The organism is Streptomyces sp. NPDC034670 (assembly GCF_055574875.1).
In genome coordinates, this window is sequence record NZ_JBVITR010000012.1 from 72,470 (window position 1) to 99,030 (window position 26,561).

Here is a 26,561-nt window from a genome sequence, read left to right on the forward strand (position 1 = left end):
GTCACTTCTCCTTGGCCTCGGCGCCGAGCTCGAGCGTGTGCCAGCCGGGACTCAGCTCGAGATCCTGGTTACGTACCTGGCCGCTGCGGTCCCGCCAGGTCAGGTGGACCTGCAGGGGTCCGTCGGCCTGGTCGCCCAGGCCCATGTGCAGGTCGGTGCTGCGCTTGCCGGAGTGACCGCCGCCGCCGTCGACCCGGCCGACGCGGATGCTCCCGTCGGACACGGTCACCGTGGCCTGCGCGCCGACCACATCGGATCCGGCCTCGTCGACGAGCTTGAGCCCCAGGTAGCCGCCGTCGCTCTCGCTGGTGTTGTGGTAGAACACCGGCGCGTCCCACTGCCGGGCCACGGCGAGGTCGAGGCGACCGTCACCGTCGGCGTCGCCGGTGGCGATGCCGCGGGTGGGCACGGGCACACCCAGCCCGAGGTTCTTGGACAGGTTGCTGTAGGAACCGTCTTCGTTCTTCACGAAGAAGCGCAGGAACTGGTCGCCCGCGAGGTCGTCGCCCTCTTCCACGTTGGGCCAGAAGGAGGGGTGCTTGACCAGCGCGTCGTTGGCGGTGGCCAGCTCCTGCAGCTGCGCCCAGCGGTTGCGCTTGCCCTTGACGAAGCCGGTGGCCTGGGTGATCTCCAGCTCGCCGCTGTTGTCGAAGTCACCCATCTTGGTGTCCCAGCCCCAGCCCGACCAGGCGAGGTTGAGCGGGCCGCTGCGGTCCTTGAACGGGGCCTCGCCCTCCTTGAGCCTGGCCCGCAGGTCGGCCTTGTCGTCGGCCGTGTCGAAGAAGGCGAAGTTCGACTCCTGGATGCCGAAGGACGTGGTGATGTTGGAGACGAACAGGTCGTAGAGGCCGTCGTTGTCGAGGTCACCGAAGTCGACGCCCATGCCCTTGAAGGAACTGCGGCCCATCTCCTTGGACTTGGGGACGATCGGCGAGTGCTTGCCCTTGACCTCGGTGAACTCGAAGGTGCCGGGGCGCGACTTGTTGTAGAGGAGCGCCGACGTGCCGAAGTCGTGCGCGAGGTAGAGCTCGGGCCGCTGGTCGCCGTCGAGGTCGTTGGCGGACGCGGCGAGGGTCCAGCCCCTGGAGAGGTTCTTGGGCAGGACGTTCTTCTGCTCCTCGAAGCCGTTGCCGGTGTGACGGAAGAACTTCCCGCCGCCGCCGTTGCGGGCCTGCGACAGCGAGTCGTTCATCTCCACGCCGCCGTCCTTGGACGGGTCGAGGACGGGGCTGTCCGGGAAGTAGTTGCCGATGAAGATGTCGTTGTGGCCGTCGCCGTCGAAGTCGGCGACCGTGGCGGCGTTGGAGTTCCACAGCGGGCCGCTGTAGACGTCACCGCCCCTGCCGGGCACCAGCTCCACGGGCGTGAAGCACTCGGCGGCCAGCGGCGGCTGCTCGCCTTCCGCCGGCTTCTTGGCCTGGAAGATGACCGGGGTGCGGCCCCAGTAGTAGACGAGGAGGTCGGTGCGGCCGTCCTCGTTGAAGTCTCCGGGGACACAGCCGATCGGCGCCGAGGTCCTGCTCTTGGGCAGCGGCGCGAGGTCGAGTGCGAACGGCTTGTACGACGGGCTCTTGCGGCCGGGTACGGGCGCGGGGGTCACGTAGACCTGGTCGATGCGCGGGTCCGTGACGCACAGGTCGTTGGGCAGTCCGTCGCCGTCGATGTCGTTCATGGCGACGCCGGCGCCGACCGAGGAGATCCACGCCTCGATGTGCTTGTAGGCCTTGTTCACCTGTCGGACGGTCTGCTGCGGGTAGCCCTCGGGCTGGGCTATGGACATCGGCTGGAAGCCGAAGTTCTTGGCGAGTTCGGCGTTGTCGGCGGCCGAGGACTCCGCCGGCTTCACCGCCTGGAACGCGGTCACCATCAGCGCGAAGGCGACGACTCCGGGAGCCTGCCGGCGCAGCCAGGCTATGGGGTTGGTCATGCCGCGGCACCTTTCCGGACGGACGGGAGGGGGGAGAGCTGGGCGGCGATCTGCTGCCGCCAGATCTCGAACGCCGGCACCTCGCCCCGGTCCCCGCGTTCCCGCATGGCGGGAATCAGGTCGGTGCACACCCGGGCCGCCTGGGCGGGGGTGCGCTCGCCGCACAGGACGTGCGCGGCGACGTGCGTGTGCGCGGTGGTCAGGCCGGCCTTCTCGCGGGCTTCGCAGGCGAAGGCGGAGCCCTGGGCCAGCCGGGGAAGGTGGGGCCCGGCGTGCTCGGCGAAGCGCCGCAGCTCCGATTCGTCGGCGGCGCCCGCGTAGGTGCAGGCGAGGCCCGCTCCGGCGAACAGGTCGGCGTGGCGGTGTGCCGGGTAGGCGTGGATGAGGTCGGCGACCACATCGGGGTCGGTGCCGCCCACGAACCACAGCGCACGGCCGATGCCCTGGTCGACGGCGCGCAGGCTGTACGCGTCGAAGCCCACCGCCCAGGTGAACGGGTGCCGGCGCTCCGGAGCGCGGACGTAGTCGTCCGTGCGGAAGTACGCCTGGTGAAAACCGTAACCGTCCAGGATGAGCCAGCGCAGCAGCGGGTCGTAGGCGGTCACGTCCGGCCACATGAAGCGCGGCAGCCGGGCCATCGCCCAGCCGACACCGACCATGATCATGTAGTCGTGGTTGCGTCCCTCGCCGGCCAGCAGCCCGCTGAGCCGCCGCCGGCTCCCGGTCAGCGCGTCGAGCATGGTCGCACCCATTCCGGCGCCCTCGTAGGCGAATCCGCGATAGGCTCGGGGAACGGTCGCGAGCCACTCCTCCGTCTCGGCCGCTGAACGTGCCTCGACCGCGTACGCGTACCCCTGGATGAAGGTTTCGCCCACGGTTTCCAGCTGTAATTTCGCCTCTGCGTTCTTGACGTGGAAACCGCGCCGCGCCAGCCGGGTTTCACGGGCATTGGGTGTGAGAATTCTGCGCCTCAAAGCGCGCAACATGGACACCTGACCAACCCCTTTTCGAGAATCCCTGGAATTTTCTGAGATCGCTGTACACCGCATGCGAATACCACGTGGAATGTGTCAAGTCGCTCGCTGCGGCGTCTACTTCGGAAATGCTCAGACAACTGCACGGACGTGCAGCCGGTCGCGTACCGAACGGCGCCAGAGCTCATAGGCGGGACCGTGGCCGGAACCCGAGGGAACGTACGTGTCGTCGGCGAGTCCGGCAGCCGCCTCGACCGAAAGGCCCGTCAGCGTGTGGGTGGCGATGCGGGTGTGCTCGGGGACGGTGCCCGAGTGGTGGCGGGCCTTGGCCGCGAACACGCAACCCTGTCCCAGATGGTCGCGGAATTCGCCGGAGGCGGCGCGCAGGGCGGCGAGGTCGTCGGGCGTCGAACAGCCCGCGAAGGTGGCCGCGAGCCCGACCCCGGCCCACAGGTCCGCATGGCGGTCGGCGGCGAACCCGCGTACGGCCGCTGCGACCTGGGTGACACGTGCTCCGTGGATGAACCACAGCGCGCGCCCGATGCCCTGGTCGAAGGCGCGCGGGAAGTAGTCCGCGTCGCCCTCCCAGGCGTACGGTCGGTCCACGCGCTGACCGTCCACCCAGCGGTCGGTGTCGAAGTAGGCGCGGTCGAAGCCGTAGCCGTCGACGGCGAGCCAGCTCATCTGCGGGTAGTACGCGTCGCCGGTCAGTTCCGGCATGACCTTCTTCCACAGCGGTCTGGGCAGCCGGGCCATGGCGAAGCCGATGCCGATGTAGTTGAGGAAGATGTGCCGCTTGCCCGGGCCCTCCAGCAGTTCCCGGGCGCGGCGGCCCCTGCGCGGGCCCATGGCGTCCCGGATCGTGCAGGCCATGGTGGCGCCCTCATAGGCGAAGCCCTGGACTTCGGGATCGACCAGGGAAAGCCGTCGTTCGAGCTCCCACAGGCCGGCTGCGTCGATGCCCCACTCGAAACCGCAGACGACCGACTGCGGGATCGATTCGAGCTGTCGGGTGGCGGCCGTCTCGGTCACGGGGAAACCCCGCCCGGCGAAGCTCACTTCCTCCAGGGACGGAGCCATGACCAGTCTGCGCAACGCTCCCATCGCCGTCGCCATGATCGCCTCCTCTGTGTGACCACCAGATGTGGGCAGGAGGCTCATCGTCTTGCGCGCCGGAGGGGGGTGCATCTTCGCAAGTGCCCAGCAGCGGTCCGGGCCGGTCGCCGGGCCGCGGTGTTCAGCGGACCAGGCGGACCACCACCTCGTCGTCGTGGACCGGACGTTCGCACGTCACGCAGTCCAGGTGCGCGTTCACCTGGCCGTCGCAGCCGATGTGCTCGGCCCGGCGTGGCGGTCCGAGCTCGGGGGACAGGTGCCGGTCGCCCCACTGCATCAGGGCGACGACGGCACAGGTCAGGTCACGCCCCATCGGGGTGAGCCGGTACTCGTAGCGCACCGGCCTGTCCTGGTAGGCGACCTTCTCCATGATTCCGAATTCGACGAGCCGGCCGAGTCGGTTGGCGAGGACGTTGCGGGCTATGTCCAGGTTTCCCAGGAACCCGTCGAACCGCTTCACGTCGAGCAGCGCATTACGGACGATCAGAAGAGTCCATCGCTCACCGATCAGTTCGAGTGAGCGGGCCAGGTTGCAGTCCTGCCCCTCGTATGTGTTTCGCAGCATTGCTCCACCGTAAGGGAATTCAGTTGCGTGAAAAAACCCATACGCGCCTGTCGTCTCGACTTTGGCATTACTCTTCGAGGATCTTTCGGGCCACCGTGACCGGCGACGGGACGGGCACCGCCGCGGAGGTGGAACCCCGCGCCGCCGCTCTCGGGGGATGCGGGCGGCGGCGCGGGGAGAGCGGTCGCGCGTCAGGCCGTGCAGACCTCGGGGACCGCCTCGACCGCGGATGCTTCGAGGCGGTCGTAGGCGTACGCGGCGGAGACCAGGGTCATGTGGTGGTGCCAGCCCGGGTAGGAGCGGCCCTCGAAGTCGAGCAGTCCGAAGCCGCGCTCCAGGTTCTGCAGCGTCGACGTCGCCCGGCGCCGGTACTGGGTCAGCGCGAACAGCTCGTCGACCCGGCGGTGCACCATGTTGGTGAGCCACAGCTGGGTCGAGCGCCGGCCCGCGGGGTGGCGGACCCCGAACATCCGGTAGGTGCGGTGCGGGGCAAGCCGGTTGAGACGGATTTCGGGCAGCCGGACCAGGCCTGTCACCAGCGACGGCTGTCCCGGACGCTCCTCGCGCGAACGCACACCGTCATAGCGGGTGCTGTGCTGCTTGGGCTCGAAGAAGCGCTGTGCCTCCATGACCGCCGGCAGTTCGTTGCCGTACTCGGGCCGGGCCGCGAGGTGTCCGCCGGTCGTCACCGGCATCCGGCCCGGCACGGCGACGACGAAGTTGTGGCCCCGTTGGGTGAGCCCGCCCACCAGTGCGGTGGTGGCGGCATGGGCGCTCAGGTCGGCAACGACCGGCAGATCGCCCAGCGCACCGCTGGCGGCGAGCGCGTCCACCAAGTCGAGGGCATCCTGTTCGAGGGCCCGCGCGGTGATGTCCGTCGGGATGCGGGCGCGTGCCCGGCTCCGCTGGTCGTTGAGCCAGGTCCTGGGCAGCAGCAGCCGCCAGTCGACCGGGATCGCCTCCGCATCGGAGACGGCGAACGCCCCCACCCCCACCTGGCAGTTGACGGACCTTCCGGTGGCCGGGACGAAGCGGCGGTGCACCCCGCAGGAGTGTTCGCCCCGCTTGCGCAGCACCGCGACGTCGAGCACCCAGACCCGGGGCACGAGGCGCTCCTCCGTCCACCGCATGAGCTCGGCGCGCGCGGGCGCCCAGTCCCAGGGACTGGCGTTGACGAACTGGTGCATCGACTGGGAGGCGGTCGGCGAGTCGGAGACCGTGGCGGCGAGGCGACGCACTGACTTCTTGCCCTCGGTGCCGAGCAGGCCCATCAGGTAGGCCTGAGCCCAGTAGCGCTGGTCGGTTCGCGGCAGGTGGCCGAAGATCCGTTCAGCGAACATCGAGACTGAGGCCCGCGAACGGGGCAGACCGCGCGTTTCCATGAGGCGTTTCCCTCCCTGTGCCGAACGGTGCCTGGGGCTCGCGAACATCAAAACAATAGCGAACGATCTGTTTTTTATCCAGGGGTGTGCGACCCGTCCTCCGGCACCGCGAAGCGACGCCCCGACTTCGGCAGGTCGCGCCTTCGGCGGGTTCCGCGCGCCGAGGTGCCCGTGCCGCCGGCGCGGACCCGGAGGCGGGCGGGCTCCACCCCGGCGTTCGCCACTTACCGTGAGCTACTTGGGCAACTGTCTGTTGCGTCCCGACCACCCGCGGGACCAGGCTGCCTGGGGAACAGGCGCCACCGGTGGGAGCAGTGGCGCGCAAGCCTGTCGGGCGGCGGGCCCGGCGCACAGGAAAGCGCGGGCTTTGGATGGAACCGGGGGGACTTTGGAGAGGACATGGTCAAACAGGAGAGGGCCGCGCGCACCCGCAGCGCCCTCGTGCAGGCTGCCGCAACGCGCTTCGACTGCGACGGCTACGCGGGTACGTCACTGAACCGGATCAGCAAGGACGCCGGGATCTCGATGGGGGCGCTGACCTTCCACTTCGCGTCCAAGAGCGAACTGGCGGATGCCGTGGGAGAGAGGGGCCGGTCCGCGACCCGGGCGGTCCTCGACGACGTCGATGAGCGGCCCACCGACCCGTTGCGGCAGCTGGTCGAGCTGACGGTGGCCCTCACCCGGCTGCTGGAGACCGACGACACCGTGCGCGCGACGGTGCGCCTGGAGCGGGAGCATCTCGGCACCTCGAGCTGGTGGTCCTGCTGGCTCCCCACCGTGCGCCGGCTGCTGCGCCAGGCGGACGAGGAGCGGCTGCTGCGGTCCACGGCACGGCCCGAGGCGGTGGTGGCACTGGTCACGCATCTGGTCGGGGGAGCGGAGATGCTGCTGCGGCACCGGCCCGTGGTGGCCGCGGAGAAACCGGTGAGTTCGGCCGCCCTGGTCGGACGGGTCTGGAACCTCGTACTGACGGGCATCTCGGTGCCCGAGCACAGTGCCCGGGGACCGCGCGACTCCGCGGACGCGCACGAGGGATGACGGCCGCTCGCGAGCGCGGCCGACCGCGGAAGAGGTCCTGGGGCCTTTTGCGCACCGCGGTGGCCGGGCGGGGAGCCCCGGCCCGGCCACCGCGTGGTGCCGCCCTGTCCTACGCTGCCGTCCAACCACCGTCCACGGGCATCGCGACACCGGTGACGAAGGAGGAGCGGTCACTGCACAGCCAGGCCGCGGCCTGGGCCACTTCGACGGGGTCGGCCATGCGCTTTTGCAGGGACCGGGCGGTGAAGGGCTCCACGAGTCCGGGGTTCTCGTCCAGGACATCCTGGAGGAGTTCGGTCAGGGTGCTGCCCACGACCAGCGAGTTGACGCGGATCTTACGCTCGGCGTACTCGGCGGCGGCCGCCTTGGTCAGTCCGATCACCGCGTGCTTGGCGGCGACGTAGGACGCGGTGGCCCCGGTGGCGACCAGTCCGGCGGTGCTCGCGGTGTTCACGATGGACCCACCGGATCCGGAGTCGAGCATGACGGGCACCTGGTGCTTGAGGCAGTTCCAGACACCGCGCACATTGACGTCCATGACCTGGTCGAACACCGCGTCGTCGGTCTCGTGGATGAGGGTTCCCGCCGTCGCCCAGCCCGCGTTGTTGAACGCCGCGTCCAGCCTGCCGTAGGTCTCGACCGCCGTGGCCACCGCGCGTTCGACGTCGTCCGTCCGGGTGACGTCACCGACCGCCGCCGTGGCACGGCCGCCGCTTTCGGCTATCTCCTTCACCAGTGTGTCGAGCCTGTCCTTGCGGCGGGCCACGAGCACCACCACCGCTCCTTCGGCCGCGAACAGCCGGGCGGCCGCGGCACCGATGCCGCTGGACGCTCCGGTGACCATGACGACCTTGTCTTCCAGCATCCGTTGCTCGCTCATACCGTCCTTCGACTGCCGTTGGGGTGGGGAGGAGGGATTCGCGGAACCGGGAGGACTAGGCCGCGAGCCGTTCTTGCACGGCGGCCCCCGCCGGAAGAGGGACCTCCGCGTCCCACGAGAGGCCGGCTGCGGCTTCGCGGTCGACACGGCGAAGCAGGTCCTCGTCGATCTCGTGGAGCGAGCCGACGAGGTGACGCACCCCCACGTCCCTCATCAGACGCCGCTGGAAACTTCCCTCGAACGCACTGGGGTGCCCGATGAAGGAGGCGCCCAGCTCGCGCGCGCACTCCGCCACCCGGGCGACGTCGTCGATGACCAGGACCTGGTCATAGGCGAGTCCGGACACCTCGGTGACGATCTCCCGGATGCCGGGACGGAAGGCATCGGTGCAGAAGTAGCCCGGAGCGTCGAAGAGGTCCGCGTACGCGCCGAGGTGCGTGTCGAAGTGGGACCTGTCCAGACCGCCGTAGCAGAGGGTGGCGAGGCCGAGGGATCTCAGCCGTCTGAGCAGGTCCAGCGCCCCGTCGTTCAGTACGACCGGGTGCTGCCGGAGGAACTCGGCGCGTTCGGCGAAGTAGTACGTCAGGGCCTCCTCACCGCTGACCCGCAGCCCGGCGGCGGCGGCGATCTCGACTCCGGCGACGCGCCGGGACTGCGAGAAGATACGGCGCTCGACGTCGGCCGTGTAGCGACCGCCGCGGCTGGTGACGAAGTGATGGATGACCGGACTGAAGGTGTCGTTGAGCAGCACGCCGTCGATGTTGACCGCAGCAAGACGAAGCTGTTGGAGATCCTCACGCACGACTGTCTCCTAAGGGCTGCCGAAGGGGCATGGAAGGTGCCGCGAAGAGCTACGAGGTGAGGGCGGCGATGCGCTGGGTGTTCACCTCGATGGTGTGGCCGGTGTTCTCGGTGGCCAGGACCGGGATCAGCAACTGCCACATCCTCACGGTCCGTTGGGGCAGGTCCGAGCGCCGTGAGGTCATGTCCGAGTACATCTGCATACCGGTGCACGTTTCGACCACGAGCTCGGCCACCTCGCGCGGGTCGATGTGCTCGCGCAACTCACCGGTCTCGCGGGACTCCAGCAGGCACTCCTCCATGATCTGCTCCCACTCCTGGTAGGGCGTGACGTCACGCAGGCCGAAGCTGGTCTGCTCACCGGTGAGCCGTACGCCTGCCCGGAGAATCGGATCGACCTGGAGCTGATGGGACCACAGGAGAGTGATATCCACCAGACGCTGCAGTCCGCGTGACGTCAACTGAGGCATGATCGTTTGAGGTTGGGCGTTCATGACCGCCAGTGCGAGCGCTTCCTTGCTCGGGAAGTGGAAGTACACGGCGCCGAGCGTGACTCCGGCGCGTTTCATGATCTCCCGCATGCTCGCGCCGTTGTATCCGTGCTCGTCAAACACCTCCGCAGCTGCGGAAATGATCGTCTGGCGTGTCCGGACCGCCCGCTCCTGCTTCAGTTCGGCCATCGCGGGTCCCGCTTTCTCTCTCGACAAACAAAACGAACACGTTTTATCTTACTGGCCGAGTCAACGACCAGCCGGGTCTTCACCAGCGACCAGCAGGGTCTTCACCAACGACCGGTCGAGCCTTCGTCATCGACGTCATCGACCGGTCGGATCTCCGCCAGCAATCGGTTAGATCTTCGCCAACGACCTCCGAGGTCTTTGGGCCCTCACTACGCACGCCCCAGGGGAGAGGCATGCTCACATCACTGGAAGGCCCCGCACCCGTACGCCCCGTCCTGACCACCACCGTCGCGAAGGAGTTCGTCCACCGCGCGGCACTGGCCGACGTCTTCCTCACCGGTTGGTCCGCTGCCGCACCGGACACCTTCGACATCTCGGCCCAGTGGCCCAGATGCCACAGCTTTTACCTGACCGAACACGGCCTGTACGACCCGCTGCTCCTGTGCGAGACCATCCGGCAGACATTTCCGCTGCTGGTCCACGCCGCCTACGGCGTCCCGTTCGGCTACCAGCTCAGCTGGTCGCGGTTCCGCTATGTGGTGATGCCTGGCCCCATGCGCATCCAGCGCACTCCAGCCGAAATATCGCTGCGCGTGCACTGCTCCGACATCGTGTACCGCGACTCGCTGCCGACCGCGCTGACCATGCGCTTCGAAATCAGCCGGGGCGACGAGTTCCTCGCGGTGGCGAGCACCGCCTTCCGCTGTCATACGCCTGCCGTGTACCGGCGGCTGCGGCCCGGGCGGGTGGACCGGGAGCAGGTCTTCGTCGACGCTCCTCCGCCGGCGCCTCCCCTGCCCCACGACGTGTGCGGACGCGAGCGCCCACAGGACGTCGTCCTGGCGCCGACGGACCAGGAACGGTGCTGGCAGCTACGGGCCGACACCGGACATCCGGTGCTGTTCGACCACCCCGTCGACCATGTCCCCGGCATGGTGCTCCTGGAGGCGGCGCGGCAGGTCGCGCATGCCTGCGGGGACGACCGGGCGGCTGGCTGGCCCTCCTCGATGGACGTCCGCTTCTCCCGCTACGTGGAGTTCGACAGTCCGTGCCGGCTCACTGCCGAGCCCGCACCTCCCCCACAGGATGACATGGACAGGACACTACGGGTGGAGGCCACCCAGGACGGCAGGTCCTGCTTCGACGCGACGGTGACCACCGCCCGGATCCGCTGACCGACGGCGTGACACACCACGCGTTCCGTCTGTCGCGGGCGGGGCGCACGGCTCCCGCGCGCGCGTCCCGGAAGCCGGCCGGCCGACGCGGATCTGTGCGTCGGCTGCGGTCCCCGCGCCGGACGGCGCGGGGACCCGAGCACGACCGGGGACACGGAAAGGGTCGCGGCGGGCCAGCATGCGCACGTCCCAGTACAGGACCATGAACGTCCCCGCCGCGATGAAGGCCGCGGCGGTCACGGCGGAGACGCGGGTGGGACGTGCCGTCATCCAGCGGTGCAGCCGCTCGCCCGCCAGCAGGGTGATCAGGACGAACAGCACGCCCATCACCGCCAGGTTGCCCAGCGCCTGCAGCGAGAAGGCCGCCGCGCCGTACAGCACGTTGCCGCTCTCGGCCGCGTCGTGGAACAGACGCCTGAACAAGGGGTAGGGACGGCCGACGAGGAAGCCGCCGATGAGGACGCCCATGACGACCAGGGGGGCGTTCGGGAAGCGCGCGGCCACCCGCGCCAGCGGGTCGGGCACCAGGCCCAGCGAGGCCAGGCCCAGCCACACCATCACGACACCGATGATCCCGTAGGTCACCATGGCCTGCACGAGGACCGGGGGGAAGCCGCCCGCTCCCGGGGGGCCGAGCCGGAACTGCGGCATGCTGGTGCCCACGAGCGCGACGACCACCCCGTAGACGGCGGACACGGCCACGGAACCGGCCGCCAGGTACCCCAGGGGTCTGACCGTCTGGGCCAGCCGGCTGCGCCGCGACCGGGACTGCCCCGCCAGCGGGGCCACCGCGCTGAACACCGCCACGTTGCAGGCGGTGAACGTCCCCGCGACACCGGTCGCCAGAGCGAACGCGATGCCGATCAGGGAACTGTTCAGGGAGGCCGTCGCGGCGTCCTGGCCCAGCAGCGCGCCGGCGACGTTGGCGCCGATGGTCTGGTCGACGAACTCGTGCGACCACACGACCGTCAACGCGAATCCGAAGAGCGCGGCGAGGCCGATGACCAGGGCCCGCCGGCGGGGGAAGTGGCCGTTGACGAACAACGACCGCAGTCGGCCGTCGTCGGGGGAGCCGGGAGGGACACGTAACCTGGCGGACGTCCTGTCTGTAACGGAGTGCATGGATTACACCCTTTCCGTCATTTCCTGGTGGTGCGTCGGATGGAGGGAAGTCCAGCCGCCCGTCGACCGCTCGGGACGCCGGGAACGGCGGCATCACCGACGGGCGCCCCCGGCACCGGGTGGCCCGCCTCTCACTGGATGTGCGCGGTGGACGGGAGCACTCCACCGGGGACGGCGTCCCGTCTCCACGCGCCCTGCCGGAGCGGACCGCGCGGCACGGTCCGCGCAGGGCGACGCCGGGACGTCAGGACGGCGTGCCGGTCACGAAACGGGGAGCGGGCCGGCGCCCGTACCTCGTTCCGGTCAGTTCCTCCGACAGCTCCCACAGCCGCCGCCCCGCCCGCTCGTCCCGCGAGATCCGGCTCGACCGTGCCGGCGCCGGGACGCCCCGGGTCTCCAAGAGCCTCCCCGGTCCCAGATACGCGCCCGCGGGGACCCGGTGGCCGGTGGCGGCCTGCACCACCGGCTCCGCCGCCCGCGCCTGCGGCCGGGCGAGGAACCTCAGCGCGACCCGGCTCACCGGGCGCAGCGTCGCCGGTGCGTCGCCGTGCCACAGGCCGGTTGCCGACAGGCCGGGGTGGGCCGCCACCGCGACGGTCCGAGCGCCCTCGTCGGCCAGCCTGCGCTGCAGTTCGCGGGAGAACATCAGGTTCGCCAGTTTGGAGCGCCCGTAGGCGGCCACGGACCGCCGCCCGTCGGCGGAGCGGGCCGCGTCGGCGTCCAGACCGCCCAGGGCCGCCCGGTGCGCCAGGCTGCTGACGGTCACGACCCGTGAGCCGGGCACCTGCCGCATCAGGTCCAGCAGCAGGAGCGTCAACGCGAAGTGCCCCAGGTGGTTGACGCCGAAGTGGATCTCGAAGCCGTCTTCGGTGCAGTGGTGCGGGGGGAACATCACCCCGGCGTTGTTCACGAGCAGGTCGAGCCGCCCGTACCGGCCGCGCACCTCGGCCGCGGCCTGCCGTACGGAGCCCAGCGAGGCCAGGTCGAGCCGTACGACGTCCGCGTCCCCGTCCAGGCCGGCCGCCGCCGCACGGCCCCGCTCGACGTCCCGGCAGGCGAGAACGGTCCGGGCGCCGCGGGCCGCGAGCACCCGGGCCGTCTCCAGGCCGATCCCCGTGGAACCGCCGGTGATCAGAGCGATCCTGCCCCGCTGGTGGGGGATGTCTGTTACAGAGCGGTCCACATCGTCCTCCTCCGGGAAAACGGAACGAACGCCGTGTCAGCGCGCGGAGCAGTAGCCGTGCCTGACGATGCGCTCGGCGGAGGAGCTGTAGTAACCCGGGTCGGAGGGCAGCGCGGTGGCGAGCCCCTGGACGTACCGGTTGAACATGCAGAAGGCCGCCGCGATCAGCACCGTGTCGTGGATGTGCGCATCGGTGGCGCCTTCGGCACGGGCGGCGGCGACGGCCCGGTCGGAGACCGGCTGTGTCTGTGCCTGCACCTCGGCGGCGATGCGCAGCAGTCCCCTGAGCAACGGCGTGACGGGGGCGGCGTCGGGATCGGCGAGGACCGCCTTGACCAGCTCGGCCCCACCCTCCAGCTGTGCCGCGGCGAAGGCGCTGTGGGAGTCGGAGCAGAACCGCGTCCGGTTGAGTTCCGACACGTATGCGGCGATCAGTTCGCGTTCACCGCGGCTGATCGGGGACTCGCCGCTGCGCAGCAGCGTCTCGGCCAGCCGGGAGAGCGCGCCGCCCGTGTCGGGGTACTGGGCCATGAGCCCGCTGATGCCAGGAAGACCATGGGTGATCTCGATGTGTGCCATATCCCGTCCCTCGCTGACGTGGACTGTCCGGTGCCTCATCCTGGGCACCCGCACTCCGGGCGGCCAACTTCGAGGATGCGCACACCGCTCCGCGCGGAGCCGGCCCCCTCGACCCGCCCGGCCACCGTCGTCGACCGGGGCGACATCACGCGTACGCTCCGCCCGGACACTCCCCGGGCCCCGCCTTCGGGTGCGCGCACCCCACATGTGATTACCATTCGTACTGGATATTTCACTGCCGGTTACGTGCTCCGGCCTTCGACGCCTGCCTCCAGGGCGGCGCATCCTGTTCGTCCGGCCCTGGGCTTCGTCCGGATCCCGGGCGCCGGGCGGCAGCGGCACGCTCGGACGGAAGGCGAGAGGCATGACCCACAGCCGTCCACCGGCCTTTGCGGAGCACCCGCCCCCGCGGTGGGGGCCGGGCGGGGCCGGGCCGCGGGTGGCGGCGGTCCGGGTGGCCGTGCCGCCGCACCGGTACCGGCAGGAGGACATCACGGCGGCGCACGCGGACCTGTTCCCCGGGCCCGCGAGCGCCCACCGCGCGCTGAGGAGGTTCGCGGCGAACGCCGGGGTGGTCACGCGGAACCTGGCGCTGCCGCTCGAGGAGTACGCGGCCCTGGGCGGGTTCACCGGTGCCAACCGTGCCTGGCTGCGCACGGCCCTGGACCTGGGCGAGCAGGCGGTGAACGAGGCGTTGAGCGCGGCCGGGGTGGCGCCGGACGAGGTGGACGTGGTGATCAGCACGACGGTGACCGGCCTGGCGGTGCCCTCGCTGGAGGCCCGCCTGGCGCCACGGATCGGGCTGCGCCAGGACGTCAAGCGCGTCCCGCTGTTCGGTCTCGGGTGCGCCGCCGGGGCCGCGGGCATCGCACGGCTGCACGACTACCTGCGGGCGTTTCCCGACCAGGTCGGGGTGCTGCTGGGGGTCGAACTGTGCTCGCTGACGGTGCAGGGCCGCGACCGGTCCACGGCCGGCCTGGTGGCCACCAGCCTGTTCGGGGACGGTGCCGCGGCGCTCGTCGCCGTGGGGGAGAACCGCGCCCGTGACGTGCGCGGTCCCGAGGTCGTGGCCACCCGCAGCCGGCTCTACCCGGACACCACCGACGTGATGGGCTGGCGGATCGGCGCGCACGGTTTCGGCATCGTCCTGTCCCCGGAGGTGCCCTCGGTGGCGGAGCGGGAACTGCCCAAGGACGTGACCGCCTTCCTGGCCGACCACGGTCTGACGGTCGGTGACGTCGCCGCGTGGGTCTGCCATCCGGGCGGGCCCAAGGTCATCGACGCGGTGCAGCGCGCCTTCGACCTGCCCGAGCAGGCCCTCGCCCACACCCGTCATTCCCTGGCCACGCGGGGCAACCTGTCGTCGGTGTCCGTCCTGGACGTGCTGCGGGCGACGCTGGAGGCCCCTCCCGCCCCCGGCTCCGCCGGGCTGCTCACAGCGATGGGGCCGGGCTTCGCCAGCGAACTGGTCCTGCTGCGCTGGTGACCCGGACGACCCGGAACGTCCCCGCCCGACCGCGGCGGCCGCCCCTCCGCCCGCCGCGAACCACCTCGAGGAGCCGGTACATGTCCCTTTCCGGGAAAGCGCGGCCGAACTGGCCGGTCCCCGCGCCCGCCGGGCACCGCGCGCGCCGCCCCGCGCCACCGGCCGGTGCGCGCGGATCGCGTCCGGCCCGGCGCACAGCGGCGGGAGGCGGGTGATGCGGCACGGCGTCGCGGAGCTGCCCGCGTGGCTGGTCGTGCTGGTGGCGGCGGTCGCCGCCGAGCGGCTGGCGGAGCTGGTGGTCTCCGCGCGGCATTCCCGGTGGGCCCGGGCGCGCGGCGGTGTGGAACACGGACGCGGCCACTACCCGGTCGTGGTGGCCCTCCACACGGCCCTGCTGGCCGGTGTTCTCGTGGAGGTCGCCGTCGCCGGACGGGCGTTCGTCCCCGCGGTGGGCTGGAGTGCGCTGTGCGCCGTGGTGCTGCTGCAGGGGCTGCGGTGGTGGTGCGTACGCTCGCTGGGTCCGCGCTGGAACACCCGGGTCATCGTCGTCCCGGGTCTGCCGCTGGTGCGGCGCGGCCCGTACCGGTGGCTGCGGCATCCGAACTACCTGGTCGTCGCGGCGGAGGGGGTCGCGCTGCCGCTGGTGCACGGTGCGTGGCTGACCGCGCTGCTGTTCACCGCCGCCAACGCCGCGGTCCTCACCGTGCGCCTGCGGGTGGAGAACGCGGCGCTCGGACTCGCCGGGTGAGCGGCGCCGTGTACGACACCGATCTGCTCGTCGTGGGCGCGGGTCCGGCCGGACTGGCCGCCGCGCTCCACGCCGCGCGGGCGGGCATGTCCGTGACGGTCTGCGAGAAGCGGCCCGACCCGGTGGACAAGGCGTGCGGCGAAGGCCTGATGCCCGGCGGGGTGCGACGGCTCCACGCCCTCGGGGTGCGGCCGGCGGGGGTGCCCCTGGTCGGCATCGACTACCTCGACCCGTCCGGCCGCCGGGCCCACGCGCCGTTCCCGGCCGGGCCCGGGATGGGCGTGCGCCGCACCGCGCTCCAGGCCGCGCTGTCCGCCGCCGCGCACGCCGCCGGCGCTCACCGGCTCGACGTCCGCGTGACGGAGGTGGCGCAGGACGCCACCGGGGTGACCGCCGCAGGGGTGCGGGCGCGCTGGCTCATCGCCGCCGACGGCCTGCACTCCCCGCTGCGCCGCCACCTCGGTGTGCCCGTCCGGCGCGGGTTCCCGCGCCGCTTCGGACTGCGCCGGCACTGGCGCACCGAGCCCTGGAGCCGGAGCGTGCAGGTGGTCTGGGGCCCGCACGCCGAGGCCTACGTCACCCCCGTGGCCGCGGACCAGGTGGGTGTCGCCGTCCTGTACCGCCCCGCCGCCACGTCGCCGGACACGGCGGCGCACCACGCCTACGCCGCGCTGCTGGAGACCTTCCCCCACCTGCGCCGCCGGCTCGCGCACGCCGATCCGGCGTCCGGCGTGCGCGGCGCCGGCCCGATGCGGCAGTACCCGGCGCGCCGCGTCGTGGGCCGCGTCCTGCTCGCCGGGGACGCGGCCGGGTACGAGGACGCGCTCACCGGCGAGGGCATCAGCCTGGCGCTGGCCCAGGCGGAAGCCGCGGTCGACGCCCTGGTCGCCGGCTCCCCCGCCCGCTACGGCCACGCCTGGCGGCGCCTGACACGCCGCTACCGGTGGCTGACCCGCGCCCTGGTCCTCGCCACCGCCCACCCCGGCGCCCGCTCGCTGCTGGTGCCCGGGTGCCGGGCCGCGCCTGCGGTCTTCCGCGCCGCGGTCCGTCAGCTCGCCGCCCCCTGAACCCCCACGCCGCGCACCCGCACCACGACGGCGTCCGCACACCACGACGGCATCCGCACACACCACCGCGGGAGGTGGAGCACCGTGCACGACGGGAAGTTCCCACGGGGCGGCCCGGGAGCCCCCTGGTGGGACCGCCTGTACGAGACCGACCGGGCCGAGTGGATCGACTTCGTCGACCACCCCGATCCCCGGCTGGCCGAGAGGGCGCGCAGGGGGCTGCGCGAGCTGGACCGGTTCCAGCGCGCCTCACTGGCCTACCGCACCTTCAGCCGACTGGCCCTGGCCGAGGTCGGCCGGCGGCGTGAACCCCGCATCCTCGAACTCGGGGCGGGCCGGGGCCACCTCGCCGAACGGCTCCTGCGCGACCACCCCACCGCACGCGTCACCGTCAGCGACATCAGCCCCGACTCCGTCCGGGCGTTCCGCGCGGGCCCCCTGGGCGGCCACCCGCGGGTCACCGCGCGCGTCATCGACGCCACCGCCATCGACGCCCCCGACCGCACCTGGGACCTGGCCGTCTTCACCATGTCCCTGCACCACCTGCAGCCGGCGCAGGTGCGCGGGGTGTTCCGCGAGGGCACCCGGGCCGCGCACCGTCTGCTCGTCATCGACGCCTGGCGGCACCCGGCGTACCTGGCCGTCGTCCCGCTGCTGTTCCTCCTCGGCGGGACCGCGGCCGCGCACGACGGTGCGATCAGCCTGCGCAAGGCCTACCACCCGTCCGCGCTGCGCGCCCTGGCCGCCGACTGCGGCGCACCGGTGCGCCTGCGCTGCGGGTTCCATCCCCCCGGCTACCTGGTGGCCCGCGCCCACCGCGGCACCCCCCAGGCGCCCGGCGACGGTGCGGCCGCCGCGGCCCAGGTCTGTTCATGACCGTCCGCCTACCGCCCGGTTCCGGCGGCAGAGCGCGCATTACTGATCGCGGTGGGCGCCTCTTCCCGGCATAGTTCTCGTACGACTCGACTCGTCCCGGGGGGGACCATGATCGCTCACGTCCGTCCGGCCCTGGCCGGCGCCCTGGCCGCGGCGCTGCTCGCGGCGACGCCCGCCGCGGCGTCCACGCCCGACGCCGCGGGTCCGTACACCCGGACCGTGGAGAAGGGGCACGTCCTCGCCTGCGCCGGAGAGGAGGGCGAGCTGCGCGTGGACGTCGAGCTCTACGAGAACTCCGCTTTCGGCACCCACGTGCAGGTGTCCGTGCGGACGGCGGAGGCCGAGTACGTGCGCGGCGGGGAGACGGACGGCGGCCTGTTCGACAACGGCACGATCTCCCGCCGACTGGTCGTCCGACCGCGGCCGGAGGAAGCGGGGTCCGCGCGGACGGTGGGCATCAACGGCACCTACGCCCTCGCCGGCCCGCGCGAGCGGGTTCACGAGGTGCACGACGAGCCGTTCGGCCAGGTCGTGTCGAAGGGATGGAGGACGCCTGTGTCGGCGGCCGTCGCCGTGAGCGCTCTGGGACAGCGGGTCGACCTGGTGTGCGACCCCGCCTTCGCCTTCGACCTGAAGGTCCGCCGCCCCGCGGGCACGCCGACCGCTGATCCCGGGACCGCTGATCCCGGGACCGCTGTTCTCGAGGCGAACCTCGCCCGGTGACGGCGCACACCGCCCCCGGCGAGCGAACCGGTGGCCCGCGGGACGGACGCAGACCGCCCCGCCCCGCGTCGTCCGCGACGCCCGGCGCTGCCTCGGCCGGCCCTGGACCGGACCCCACGGGTCCCGACGGGCCGAGCCCCGGCAGGCCGCGCCGAACGTGATGCTCTCCCCGCCCGGACACCCACTCCCGTCAACGAGGTGACCACTCCATGGACATCGTCGACCTCGCCGCGCTCGGCGAGTCGTTCACCCGCGACCCCTACCCCGTGTACGCCCGGTTACGGGCCCGGGGGCCGGTCCACCGCATCCGGATGCCGGAAGGGGGCGCGGAAGCCTGGCTCGTCGTCGGATACGAGGCCGGGCGTGCCGCCCTCGCGGACCCCAGGCTCTCGAAGGACTGGAGCAGGGCCTCTCCCGACCTGCCGCTGGGTGCCATCTCCTCCGGCCCGCACATGCTGAGGGCCGACCCGCCGGACCACACACGGCTGCGCGAACTGGTCGCCCGGGAGTTCACCACGCGCCGGGTGGAGGAACTCGCCCCACGCATCCGGAAGACCACCGACGCACTGCTGGACAGGATGCTCGCCGCCCCCGACGGGCGCGCCGACCTCGTCGAGGCGCTGTCCTTCCCGCTGCCGATCTCCGTGATCTGCGAACTCCTCGGCGTACCGGACCTGGACCGGGAGTCCTTCAGGACCTGGTCGAACGAGGCCCTCGGGGCCGCCGACCCCGAGGTCCGCAAGGCCGCGGCGGCCTCGATGGCGCGCTCCATGGAGACGCTGGTGGAGGGCAAGCGTCAGCGGCCCGGCGACGACCTCATGAGCGCGCTGATCCACGGCTCGGACCAGGACGGCGACCGATTGTCCCGCGAGGAACTCCTGGGCATGGCCTGGCTGTTGCTCGTGGCCGGTCACGAGACCACCGTGAACCTCATCTCCAACGGCGCCCTCGCCCTGCTGACCCACCCGGAACAACTGGCCGCCCTGCGAGCGGACCCCTCCCTCCTGGACAACGCGGTCGAGGAGATGCTGCGCTACGAGGGACCCCTGGAGACCCCCACGTTCCGCTTCACCACCGAACCCGTGGACATCGACGGCACGGTCATCCCGGGAGGAGGCGAACTCGTCCTCGTCGCCCTGGGCGACGCCAACCGCGACCCCGCGCGTTTCCCCGCACCCGACGACTTCGACATCACCCGCGACGCCCGCGGCCACCTCGCGTTCGGTCACGGCATCCATCACTGCCTGGGTGCGCCACTGGCCCGCCTGGAGGCGCGCATCGCCTTCAAGGCCCTGCTGGACCGCTGTGCCGACCTGACCCTGGACATTCATCCGGCGGCGATCACCTGGCGGCCCGGGATGATGATCCACGGTCCGCTCGGTCTGCCCGTGCGCTTCACCCGGTAGGCCGGCGGCGGACCCGGTTCCTCCCCGGCCCGGCAAGGCGCCCTGAGGGGCCCTTGCCGAACGCCTCGTCCGTACGGCTGGGATCCGAACGGAACCGCCCGGCGTTCCGACCGCACGGGTCCACCGGGCTCCCCGGACCGGTGCGGAGGGCGTCAGGACCCGGCCCGCGCCCCGGTCACGGCGTGCCGCCGCACGTGCGGGCCCGCCCGGTGCCGCCGCGTCCGGGCACGGCCGGCAGCCGCGTACCAGGAGCCGGCCAGGACGACGGCCAGCGCGGCTTCGACCAGATCGCCCCCGTAGTACATGACCTGGGCGCCGGTGTGCAGGTCGGCGGTGCGGAAGGCGGTGCCGGGCGGTTCGGCCGCGTACAGGCTCTTGGCGAGCACGGCGTGCGCGGCGCCGGCGGCCAGCAGGGTCGCCCCGCGCACCGCCGGGCTCCAGCGGCGGCGCACCGGGTCGAGCTGGCAGACGGCGAAGGTGAACAGCAGCCCGGCGGCCAGGACGTGGGTGTGGACCAGGGCGTGCAGCCACGGCTCGTGGTGCAGGGCGGCGAACAGCCCGGTGCGGTACAGCAGCCACAGCCCTCCGACGTCGAGCAGGGCCGCCAGGGGCGGGAAGACGAGCCAGGCCACCCCGCGGGAGTGGGCCAGGGTCAGCAGCCCCCGGCGCGCGGTTCCGGGGGCCAGGGCGCGCAGGAGCAGGGTCAGCGGGCGGGCGAGGACGAGCAGCAGCGGGGCCGTCATGCCGACGACCAGGTGCTGCACCATGTGGGCGGTGAAGGGACCGCCCGGCAGTGGACCCGCCGCCGCCCAGGCCAGGGCCGCGCCGCCGGTGGTGAACGACGCGTCGCGCCACCGGGGCCAGGAGTCCCCGCGGCGCCGCAGGCGGGCCGCGGCCGACGCGTAGACGACGGCCGCCAGCAGTGGGGCCGCCGCGGCGACCAGCCCGGCCGGGCCGGGGTCCACGGCCGTGCCGGGGTGCACGTGCGCGAGGATCACGGTGCCGTCCCGGTCCGGCCGCGACGGGCCGCACGGACGGCCAGGCCGACGCCGATCAGCAGCAGGAGCAGGCCGCCGAGGTTCCACGCCCAGTCGTAGGGAGTGACGTCCACGCCGTAGCGGATCTGGTGCAGGCGCAGCAGCTTGTGGTCCACGATCCCGTCGAAGAGCTGGAAGGTCCCCAGGCCCAGGAAGAACCCGGCCAGGGCGTGGGCCGGGGCCAGGGCGCGGCGGCGCCGCAGGTCGGCGAAGAGGAAGAACCCGGCGACCAGCGCCAGCAGCTCGGCGGTGTGCAGCAGTCCGTCCGACAGCAGCCCCACGCGGGTGGTGGAGCGGTCGTAGAAGTGGTGCCAGCCGAGGATCTGGTGGAAGACGATCTCGTCGACCGCGGCCATCACCGCGGCCCCGATCACCGCGCACACCACCATCGACCTGCGCGGCTCGGGCCGCGCTCCGGGGGGCGCGGGCGGGTGGGCCGGTGTGCTCATGAGCCTGCCTTCCTGGCACGGACGCGTGTGCTGCCCCGTACGTCTACCCCCCCTCGCACCGGCCGCGTGCCCGGCGGGCGCGGCATCCGGGTGAGCCGGTCCGGCGGCCCGGGGCAAGGTGCCGACCGGTGGGTACCCGCAGCGGCATGTTCAAGCGCGCGTTGTGGCAGGGACTGATCGCCGGCACCGCCGGAGGCGTCGTGATGACCCTCGGCGAGAAGCTCGAACAGGCCGTCACCGGACGGCCCGACTCCCACGTGCCGGCCCGGGTCCTCCAGCGCCTGACCGGCCTGCCCGAGCACCCCGGGAAGCAGCCCCTGCCGGTGAACTGGGCCATGCACTTCGGCCAGGCCGCCCTCCTCGGCGTGCTGCGCTCGGTCATGGCCCAGGTGGGACTGCGCGGACCGGTCGCCTCGGCGAAGTTCACCGTCGTGCGCCTCACCAACGACCAGATCCTCGAGAACGCCACCGGCGTCGGCGCCCCGCCGCCCACCTGGCCCCGCGGGGAACTCGTCGTCGACGTCCTGCACAAGGCCGTCTACGCCTTCGCCACCGGCGCCGTCGCCGATGCCCTCGCCGCACGGAGCGTCGGCCCCGGCCCCGGACAGCGCCACGCCGCCCTCCGCCCCGGCCGCCGCACCGGCGTCGGCCCCCTCCCCCGCGGGGACGCCCACGGCCGGTAGACCGGCTCCGCGCCCGCGCGGTCCTCCCGCCCTTCCACCGACTGCCCGGCCCGGGCCCCGGCCGGTTCGCGCGGCGCCCGTGCGCGATGCGGGGAGCACGGGTCCGAGGCGTCGTCGGTGGATCGACCTCGAAGGGTGAGAGAACCCTGTCGACGCCGCGAGGGTCAGCCGGGTCCCGGCTGACCCTCGCGGGTGTGCTCCCGTCGTGGGACTGGTGTCCGTCAGGTCACTCGGCGGCGGATCCACCAGGCGCAGAACCCGGTCAGGGCCAGGGCGAGGCCGAGGTGGATCCCGGTCTCGGCCCACTGAAGGGCCCAGAAGTTGCCGGCGGGCTGGTACGTCACCTGCTGCTGGTAGCCGAGTTCGCCGAGGTCGGCGACGCAGCGGTCGACCTGTTCCATGGAGGGCAGGCCCGGCTCGGTGTGCAGGCAGTCGGCGAAGGACGACGGCGCGGGGGCGGGCTGACCGGCGGCGTTCAGCGTCTGCTGGGAGGTGAGCCAGGCACCGGGCTCGTCGAGTGGCACGACGAGTTCTCTGCCCTCCTCGTGGATGCCGAGGGGGGTACCGGCCGCGATCGGCACGGTGGTCCGGTCCGGGGCAGCCAGGTGGGGCCGGACCCACAGCGGCACCGCGATCTGGACGGCGACGTAGACGGCGAGCGTGGTGGCCATCGCGGGCAGGGTGCGGCGGATGACGAGGCCGAGGGCGACGCCCAGGACGAAGGCGAAGGCGGCGTGGGCCAGGGGGACGACACCCCGCGCGGCGAAGGCCATGGGGTCGATCCGCGGGAAGTACGTGTCCGTCGCGCCACCGCCGTCGACGGCCCGGTCGATGGGGCTGCTCCACCAGCTCACCGCGAGGCTGGTCAGCCCGGCAGCGGTCATGGAGGCCGCCGCGCCGAGGCCCAGCTTGGCCGCCAGCCAGCGCGTGCGGGTGACGCCCTGGTTCCACGCGAGGTAGTGGGTGCCGGCCTCCAGTTCGCGGGAGATCAGCGGCGCGCCCCAGAACATCCCGATGACCGCCGGCACGGCGAGCACGACCAGCAGTCCGGTGTAGTAGAGGGTCTGCTCCGCACCGGAGACCCGGTCCACCAGGCCGCTGCCGGCCGTCCGGTGGAGGTCGGCCAGCCGAGGACCGGTGACCGCGAGGATGACGGCGAGGACGGCCACCGCGGCGAACACCACGGCGGCCTGGGTACGGAACTGGCGCCAGGTCAGCCAGATCATCGGAGGACCTCCAGTGCGGGCCGGGTGTCACGTACCGCATCGGCGGGCCGGGTCATGTAGGCCAGGACGATGTCTTCCAGACCGAGCGGGCCGACGGTCCAGGACGGGTCGTGGACCGCGGTGTCGGTGCGCACCAGGAGGGTGGTCTGTCGGTCGGTGTGGCTGGCGGTGACGACGTGCTGGCCGGCCGGGAGCGTGTCCGGGTCCCGGCGCGGTCCGGTCAGCCGGTGGTGGCAGGCGACCAGGTCGTCGATGTCGCCGGCCACCTGCACCCGGGAGTCGACCAGCACGATGACATAGTCGCAGGTCCGCTCCACGTCGGAGACCAGGTGGGAGGAGAGCACGACGCTCAGTTCGTGCTCGGCGACGGCCTCCATCAGGTCCTGCATGAACTCCCGCCGGGCGAGCGGGTCCAGGGCCGCGACCGGCTCGTCCAGGATCAGCAGCTCCGGGCGCTTGGCGATGCCCAGGGTGAGGGCGAGCTGCGCGCGCTGGCCGCCGGACAGCTTGCCGGCCCGCTGCCCGGGGTCCAGCCCGAGGCGACGGATCCGGTCGCGCGCCACGGCGTCGTCCCAGTTCGGGTTGAGGCGCTTGCCGAGGTCGAGGTGGTCGGCGACGCTCAGCGCGGCGTAGATCGGGGTGTCCTGGGCGACGAAGCCGACCTTGGCCAGCTGTTCCACGTCCGCAGCAGGACGGCCGCCGCACACCTCGATGGTGCCGGCCGTCGGGGTCAGCATGCCGGAGGCCAGGTTCAACAAGGTCGACTTGCCGGCGCCGTTGGGGCCGACCAGGCCCACCACCCGGCCCGCGGGGACGTCCAGGTCGCAGTTCTGCAGCGCCCAGCGCTGCTTGTACTTCTTGCCCAGGCCCCGGGCCCGCAGGACAGTGCTCACGCCACGTCCTCTCCGGCGGCGTTGCGGAACGTGTTCACGAACAGCGCCTCGATGCTCTCGTCGTCGAGCCCGGCCAGGCGGGCCTTGGTCAGCCAGCGCTGCAGCTCCTTGCGGAGCGGTCCCTGCGCGGCGAGCGTGCCGTCGGCCAGCGTCCGGGTCACGAACGTCCCGACGCCGGGGCGGGCGGCCACCAGGCCGTCGTGCTCCAGCTCGCGGTATGCCTTGAGCACCGTGTTCGGGTTGACCGCCGTCTGCTTCGCCACGTCCTTGACCGTCGGCAGCCGGTCCCCCTCCTTCAGCAGACCCAGGCGCAGTGCGTGCCGAACCTGCTGGACCAACTGCTGGTACGGGGACAGGCCGGACCGGCTGTTCAGGTGGAACTCAATCACCGGTTCCTCCATTTATCTAGTTGGCTAGCACTATAGAGCTATACGTCGACCGTTCGGCACGTCGTGCACTGCGGGCGCCGTCCGTCCGGCACCGAGGGGAGCCGGCCGCGCGGGGCCGTGAGCGCGCGGCGGGCCCCCGGGTGAAGTCCGCGACCCGCCGCGCGACGGGGCCGGTCAGGCGGTGAGTCGCCCGCCACGGGATGCGTACGGCTCCCGAGCCGGGCGCGGACCGGGCGGCGGCGTCGCGCCGCGTCGGTACGGGGACGTCGCGGGCCGGCCCCTCGGTCCTCGGCCATCGCCCGGTCCCGGGACCGCGTCGGGCTCGCGGCGGAGGACGTCGGCGCAGTGCCGGCAGCGCAGTACCGGCGGCGCGGCGGTGGCCGCGAAGCTGCTGGCCGACGAGGCCGGCCGAGGCCGAGGAAGACGTCCGGCCCAGGAGCTCGCCACCCGGCGGTGACGGGTGACGGGCCGCCCGCGCCCGGCCGCACGGGAAGGCCGTGCTCGCGGCTCCGGCGTGCGCACAGGGAAGAAGCCCCGTCCCCACTGCAGCGGGGACGGGGCTTCTCGTGGAGCGCCGGGCAGGCCTTGCACCTGCATTTCCCCGCAGGAAGCGGGGCGTCTTTCCTTAGACGACCAACGCACAGGAGCGTCTCCGTCGGTGCGGAGCGCGCCTTCAAGATCGACTATAGCCCGGATCCGTGGGCAATGCACACCAGGACCGGCCACCCGCGCAGCCACCCGGCCCGGGCACCGGCCCCGGCCGTGGAGCCGAGGCACGGGCGAAGTCCCCTCGCGCACCACTCCGGCGGCACCGAGGCAGTCCGTCCTGGCCCGCGTGCGACACCGGTCTCGGTACTGGTGGGCTCGCGTATTCGATCGAGCTGTCACCCGACGAGATCGAAGCCCTCCCCGCCGGGTGGTCGTCATGCTGGACCCCGAGCGAGCCCGAGTGAGGTCGCGCAGCGGTTGGTCGGGATCAGCACGCCCTGGTACGTGGCCGTGGGCCGGGCGCCGGACTTGTTCCGCGGCACGCGGACGCGCGCTCACGGAGACATGGGCCGTGACCTCTGATCCTGAACAGGCGTCACGGCCCGGTGTGACCGCCCGAGAGCCTGGGAACGAACCCCCATCCGCGCAGCGGCGTCCGGCACGCACGCTCACGGGTTGCCGAAAAGCCCCGGTCGACCGGCTTGGTTCGCGGTCCGGGATCGTGGTTGCCGACCAGATCACTCCGTCCTGGGCAGGCACTCGGCGAGCAGGTCGACGACGTCCCGCCAAGCTCGCTGCGCGTGCTGAGGGTGAAAACCGACCCCAGGAAGCACGACGTGGTCGACCGGTGGGTGATGGAAGGCGTGCAGGGCGCCGCCGTAGACCACGAGGCGCCAGTCAACGCCCGCAGCCTGCATCTCGGCAGTGAATGCGTCCCGTTGCGCGGGCGGCATGATCGGGTCTTCCGACCCGACCCCGGCCCACACCGGGCGCAGACGGGGTTTGTTCACAGGCTCCGACCGACTGTCGCCGGTCCCCGAGGAAGCGGGCCTGTCGGTGACCTTGCGAGGACCAAGGCAGCACGGGCGGTATCACCGGTCCGCGTGGGGCTGAGGCTGATGCGCTTCACAGTGCGCCAGCGTTCCCTGAGTTCGGCGGCGGTGCGTTCGCCGAGGGATCGGACGTGTCTGATCAGGGCGTTCGTCATGCGGGTGTCGATGTCGAGAGCCTTCTCCGAGCGGCCCTCGGAGCGGCGAACAGGGACACGGAGGCCGATCCCCGGCGCCGGTGCACCCCTTGCCCGCCGGGGTGGGCAGGCCACCGGCGGCGGCCTTGTACAGCGCCGGCAGCACGTGCGGACCAGTCGGCTGACGCGCCACGCGGTGGCGGAGGGAGCCGGCTCCCGAGCCGAAGGTGCGGGTCTCGACCAGTTCGAGACCCACCCGGCGCTCGTGCCGGGGGAAGAACGGAGTGCCGCCGCCGACCAGCACCGGGTGGACCCCGGCCCGGTACTCGTCGATCAGCCCCGACGCGGCCGCCTCGGCGGCGGGAGTCGCGCCACCGATCGCGATGTCGCCCTCTCCCGGCCCGGCTCGCAACCGCTCGATCTCCTCGAACGGCTCATCCAGCGCTCCGAGACGTTGCTCACCTGGGCGGCCCTCACCCTT

25 protein-coding genes and 2 pseudogenes are annotated in these 26,561 nt (G+C 72.3%); 9 read left to right on the forward strand and 18 right to left on the reverse strand.

Annotated features, from left to right (window positions below; all coding sequences use genetic code 11):
• Window position 1 precedes the first annotated feature (1 nt).
• The 5 genes from ACZ56B_RS11720 to ACZ56B_RS11740 all read right to left on the reverse strand — a co-directional run bounded on the left by ACZ56B_RS11720 (window position 2) and on the right by ACZ56B_RS11740 (window position 5,964).
• Window positions 2–1,927, reverse strand: coding sequence for an FG-GAP repeat domain-containing protein (locus ACZ56B_RS11720; protein WP_468788783.1), 1,926 nt, complete (start codon window positions 1,925–1,927; stop codon window positions 2–4).
• Entirely contained in the window at window positions 1,924–2,913 is a 990-nt protein-coding gene (locus ACZ56B_RS11725) for a DUF1702 family protein (protein ID WP_468788921.1), read from the reverse strand. The genes ACZ56B_RS11720 and ACZ56B_RS11725 overlap by 4 nt, the downstream gene beginning before the upstream one ends.
• Before the next feature lie 120 nt (window positions 2,914–3,033).
• A complete protein-coding gene (locus tag ACZ56B_RS11730) occupies window positions 3,034–4,017 on the reverse strand; it encodes a DUF1702 family protein (protein ID WP_468788785.1) in 984 nt (327 codons plus the stop codon).
• 121 nt (window positions 4,018–4,138) lie between these two features.
• Complete coding sequence (locus ACZ56B_RS11735) at window positions 4,139–4,582, reverse strand: winged helix-turn-helix transcriptional regulator (protein ID WP_468788787.1); 444 nt, start codon at window positions 4,580–4,582, stop codon at window positions 4,139–4,141.
• 191 nt (window positions 4,583–4,773) lie between these two features.
• A complete protein-coding gene (locus tag ACZ56B_RS11740; protein WP_468788789.1) occupies window positions 4,774–5,964 on the reverse strand; it encodes an IS701 family transposase in 1,191 nt (396 codons plus the stop codon).
• A 399-nt stretch (window positions 5,965–6,363) separates the two neighbouring features.
• Between ACZ56B_RS11740 and ACZ56B_RS11745 the strand changes: the two genes are divergently transcribed.
• Window positions 6,364–7,002: a TetR family transcriptional regulator gene (locus ACZ56B_RS11745; protein ID WP_468788791.1), complete on the forward strand. Its 639-nt coding sequence runs from the start codon at window positions 6,364–6,366 to the stop codon at window positions 7,000–7,002.
• Window positions 7,003–7,111: 109 nt separating this feature from the next.
• On the opposite strand, the gene ACZ56B_RS11750 is transcribed toward ACZ56B_RS11745, so the two are convergent.
• Genes ACZ56B_RS11750 through ACZ56B_RS11760 form a run of 3 tightly spaced genes read right to left on the reverse strand, consistent with a single transcriptional unit; the run spans window position 7,112 to window position 9,363 of the window.
• Window positions 7,112–7,882, reverse strand: coding sequence for an SDR family NAD(P)-dependent oxidoreductase (locus ACZ56B_RS11750; RefSeq protein WP_468788793.1), 771 nt, complete (start codon window positions 7,880–7,882; stop codon window positions 7,112–7,114).
• 55 nt (window positions 7,883–7,937) lie between these two features.
• A complete protein-coding gene (locus ACZ56B_RS11755; protein ID WP_468788795.1) occupies window positions 7,938–8,684 on the reverse strand; it encodes an HAD family phosphatase in 747 nt (248 codons plus the stop codon).
• A gap of 49 nt (window positions 8,685–8,733) precedes the next feature.
• On the reverse strand, window positions 8,734–9,363 hold the full coding sequence (locus tag ACZ56B_RS11760; protein ID WP_468788797.1) for a ScbR family autoregulator-binding transcription factor: 630 nt from the start codon (window positions 9,361–9,363) through the stop codon (window positions 8,734–8,736).
• A 233-nt stretch (window positions 9,364–9,596) separates the two neighbouring features.
• On the opposite strand from ACZ56B_RS11760, the gene ACZ56B_RS11765 reads away from it, so the two are divergent.
• Complete coding sequence (locus ACZ56B_RS11765; RefSeq protein ID WP_468788799.1) at window positions 9,597–10,538, forward strand: ScbA/BarX family gamma-butyrolactone biosynthesis protein; 942 nt, start codon at window positions 9,597–9,599, stop codon at window positions 10,536–10,538.
• Here ACZ56B_RS11765 and ACZ56B_RS11770 read toward each other — a convergent pair.
• The 3 genes from ACZ56B_RS11770 to ACZ56B_RS11780 all read right to left on the reverse strand — a co-directional run bounded on the left by ACZ56B_RS11770 (window position 10,467) and on the right by ACZ56B_RS11780 (window position 13,422).
• Window positions 10,467–11,582 (reverse strand): hypothetical protein, encoded by a 1,116-nt coding sequence (locus tag ACZ56B_RS11770; protein ID WP_468788801.1) that lies wholly within the window; start codon window positions 11,580–11,582, stop codon window positions 10,467–10,469. The two genes, ACZ56B_RS11765 and ACZ56B_RS11770, sit on opposite strands and share 72 nt — an antisense overlap.
• A gap of 322 nt (window positions 11,583–11,904) precedes the next feature.
• Window positions 11,905–12,843, reverse strand: a complete 939-nt coding sequence (locus tag ACZ56B_RS11775) for an oxidoreductase (protein ID WP_468788803.1) — start codon at window positions 12,841–12,843, stop codon at window positions 11,905–11,907.
• Between the two features lie 36 nt (window positions 12,844–12,879).
• On the reverse strand, window positions 12,880–13,422 hold the full coding sequence (locus ACZ56B_RS11780) for a carboxymuconolactone decarboxylase family protein (protein ID WP_468788805.1): 543 nt from the start codon (window positions 13,420–13,422) through the stop codon (window positions 12,880–12,882).
• 364 nt (window positions 13,423–13,786) lie between these two features.
• On the opposite strand from ACZ56B_RS11780, the gene ACZ56B_RS11785 reads away from it, so the two are divergent.
• The 6 genes from ACZ56B_RS11785 to ACZ56B_RS11810 all read left to right on the forward strand — a co-directional run bounded on the left by ACZ56B_RS11785 (window position 13,787) and on the right by ACZ56B_RS11810 (window position 19,728).
• Window positions 13,787–14,908: a type III polyketide synthase gene (locus ACZ56B_RS11785; RefSeq protein ID WP_468788807.1), complete on the forward strand. Its 1,122-nt coding sequence runs from the start codon at window positions 13,787–13,789 to the stop codon at window positions 14,906–14,908.
• Window positions 14,909–15,122: 214 nt separating this feature from the next.
• Window positions 15,123–15,656: an isoprenylcysteine carboxyl methyltransferase family protein gene (locus tag ACZ56B_RS11790; RefSeq protein WP_468788809.1), complete on the forward strand. Its 534-nt coding sequence runs from the start codon at window positions 15,123–15,125 to the stop codon at window positions 15,654–15,656.
• Window positions 15,653–16,723, forward strand: coding sequence for an NAD(P)/FAD-dependent oxidoreductase (locus ACZ56B_RS11795; RefSeq protein WP_468788811.1), 1,071 nt, complete (start codon window positions 15,653–15,655; stop codon window positions 16,721–16,723). Before ACZ56B_RS11790 ends, ACZ56B_RS11795 begins: the two co-directional genes overlap by 4 nt.
• Before the next feature lie 84 nt (window positions 16,724–16,807).
• Window positions 16,808–17,599, forward strand: coding sequence for a class I SAM-dependent methyltransferase (locus ACZ56B_RS11800; RefSeq protein WP_468788813.1), 792 nt, complete (start codon window positions 16,808–16,810; stop codon window positions 17,597–17,599).
• Window positions 17,600–17,707: 108 nt separating this feature from the next.
• Window positions 17,708–18,322, forward strand: a complete 615-nt coding sequence (locus ACZ56B_RS11805; protein ID WP_468788815.1) for a hypothetical protein — start codon at window positions 17,708–17,710, stop codon at window positions 18,320–18,322.
• A gap of 209 nt (window positions 18,323–18,531) precedes the next feature.
• A complete protein-coding gene (locus tag ACZ56B_RS11810) occupies window positions 18,532–19,728 on the forward strand; it encodes a cytochrome P450 family protein (protein ID WP_468788817.1) in 1,197 nt (398 codons plus the stop codon).
• A gap of 152 nt (window positions 19,729–19,880) precedes the next feature.
• Here ACZ56B_RS11810 and ACZ56B_RS11815 read toward each other — a convergent pair whose 3' ends face one another.
• Together ACZ56B_RS11815 and ACZ56B_RS11820 are read right to left on the reverse strand one after the other, a co-directional pair.
• Window positions 19,881–20,726 (reverse strand): cytochrome c oxidase assembly protein, encoded by an 846-nt coding sequence (locus ACZ56B_RS11815; RefSeq protein WP_468788819.1) that lies wholly within the window; start codon window positions 20,724–20,726, stop codon window positions 19,881–19,883.
• Window positions 20,723–21,214, reverse strand: a complete 492-nt coding sequence (locus ACZ56B_RS11820; protein WP_468788821.1) for a DUF2243 domain-containing protein — start codon at window positions 21,212–21,214, stop codon at window positions 20,723–20,725. The genes ACZ56B_RS11815 and ACZ56B_RS11820 overlap by 4 nt, the downstream gene beginning before the upstream one ends.
• 146 nt (window positions 21,215–21,360) lie before the next feature.
• Here ACZ56B_RS11820 and ACZ56B_RS11825 point away from each other — a divergent pair, with 146 nt between their 5' ends.
• A complete protein-coding gene (locus ACZ56B_RS11825; protein WP_468788923.1) occupies window positions 21,361–21,897 on the forward strand; it encodes a hypothetical protein in 537 nt (178 codons plus the stop codon).
• A gap of 221 nt (window positions 21,898–22,118) precedes the next feature.
• Here the strand turns inward: ACZ56B_RS11825 and ACZ56B_RS11830 are convergent, their stop codons facing one another.
• The 5 genes and pseudogenes from ACZ56B_RS11830 to ACZ56B_RS11850 all read right to left on the reverse strand — a co-directional run.
• The gene (locus ACZ56B_RS11830) at window positions 22,119–23,123 is read right to left on the reverse strand and encodes a transporter (RefSeq protein ID WP_468788823.1); all 1,005 of its coding nucleotides are present in this window, start codon (window positions 23,121–23,123) and stop codon (window positions 22,119–22,121) included.
• Window positions 23,120–24,016 carry an ABC transporter ATP-binding protein gene (locus ACZ56B_RS11835; RefSeq protein WP_468788825.1) on the reverse strand — a complete coding sequence of 299 codons (897 nt, stop codon included), beginning with the start codon at window positions 24,014–24,016 and terminating at the stop codon, window positions 23,120–23,122. Before ACZ56B_RS11835 ends, ACZ56B_RS11830 begins: the two co-directional genes overlap by 4 nt.
• Window positions 24,013–24,417 carry a GntR family transcriptional regulator gene (locus tag ACZ56B_RS11840; RefSeq protein ID WP_468788827.1) on the reverse strand — a complete coding sequence of 135 codons (405 nt, stop codon included), beginning with the start codon at window positions 24,415–24,417 and terminating at the stop codon, window positions 24,013–24,015. The genes ACZ56B_RS11835 and ACZ56B_RS11840 overlap by 4 nt, the downstream gene beginning before the upstream one ends.
• Window positions 24,418–25,631: 1,214 nt before the next feature.
• Window positions 25,632–25,892 (reverse strand): annotated as a pseudogene (locus tag ACZ56B_RS11845) (dienelactone hydrolase family protein); the annotation flags it as partial.
• Between the two features lie 372 nt (window positions 25,893–26,264).
• Window positions 26,265–26,507, reverse strand: a pseudogene (locus tag ACZ56B_RS11850) (dihydrofolate reductase family protein); the annotation flags it as partial.
• Window positions 26,508–26,561: the final 54 nt, after the last annotated feature.

Coding starts and splice junctions, on each gene's coding strand:
- ACZ56B_RS11720 (WP_468788783.1), bottom strand. CDS start 1,927: ATGACCAACCCCATAGCCTGGCTGCGCCGGCAGGCTCCCGGAGTCGTC.
- ACZ56B_RS11725 (WP_468788921.1), bottom strand. CDS start 2,913: ATGTTGCGCGCTTTGAGGCGCAGAATTCTCACACCCAATGCCCGTGAA.
- ACZ56B_RS11730 (WP_468788785.1), bottom strand. CDS start 4,017: ATGGCGACGGCGATGGGAGCGTTGCGCAGACTGGTCATGGCTCCGTCC.
- ACZ56B_RS11735 (WP_468788787.1), bottom strand. CDS start 4,582: ATGCTGCGAAACACATACGAGGGGCAGGACTGCAACCTGGCCCGCTCA.
- ACZ56B_RS11740 (WP_468788789.1), bottom strand. CDS start 5,964: ATGGAAACGCGCGGTCTGCCCCGTTCGCGGGCCTCAGTCTCGATGTTC.
- ACZ56B_RS11745 (WP_468788791.1), top strand. CDS start 6,364: ATGGTCAAACAGGAGAGGGCCGCGCGCACCCGCAGCGCCCTCGTGCAG.
- ACZ56B_RS11750 (WP_468788793.1), bottom strand. CDS start 7,882: ATGAGCGAGCAACGGATGCTGGAAGACAAGGTCGTCATGGTCACCGGA.
- ACZ56B_RS11760 (WP_468788797.1), bottom strand. CDS start 9,363: ATGGCCGAACTGAAGCAGGAGCGGGCGGTCCGGACACGCCAGACGATC.
- ACZ56B_RS11765 (WP_468788799.1), top strand. CDS start 9,597: ATGCTCACATCACTGGAAGGCCCCGCACCCGTACGCCCCGTCCTGACC.
- ACZ56B_RS11780 (WP_468788805.1), bottom strand. CDS start 13,422: ATGGCACACATCGAGATCACCCATGGTCTTCCTGGCATCAGCGGGCTC.
- ACZ56B_RS11785 (WP_468788807.1), top strand. CDS start 13,787: ATGACCCACAGCCGTCCACCGGCCTTTGCGGAGCACCCGCCCCCGCGG.
- ACZ56B_RS11790 (WP_468788809.1), top strand. CDS start 15,123: ATGCGGCACGGCGTCGCGGAGCTGCCCGCGTGGCTGGTCGTGCTGGTG.
- ACZ56B_RS11805 (WP_468788815.1), top strand. CDS start 17,708: ATGATCGCTCACGTCCGTCCGGCCCTGGCCGGCGCCCTGGCCGCGGCG.
- ACZ56B_RS11810 (WP_468788817.1), top strand. CDS start 18,532: ATGGACATCGTCGACCTCGCCGCGCTCGGCGAGTCGTTCACCCGCGAC.
- ACZ56B_RS11820 (WP_468788821.1), bottom strand. CDS start 21,214: ATGAGCACACCGGCCCACCCGCCCGCGCCCCCCGGAGCGCGGCCCGAG.
- ACZ56B_RS11825 (WP_468788923.1), top strand. CDS start 21,361: ATGTTCAAGCGCGCGTTGTGGCAGGGACTGATCGCCGGCACCGCCGGA.
- ACZ56B_RS11830 (WP_468788823.1), bottom strand. CDS start 23,123: ATGATCTGGCTGACCTGGCGCCAGTTCCGTACCCAGGCCGCCGTGGTG.
- ACZ56B_RS11840 (WP_468788827.1), bottom strand. CDS start 24,417: ATGGAGGAACCGGTGATTGAGTTCCACCTGAACAGCCGGTCCGGCCTG.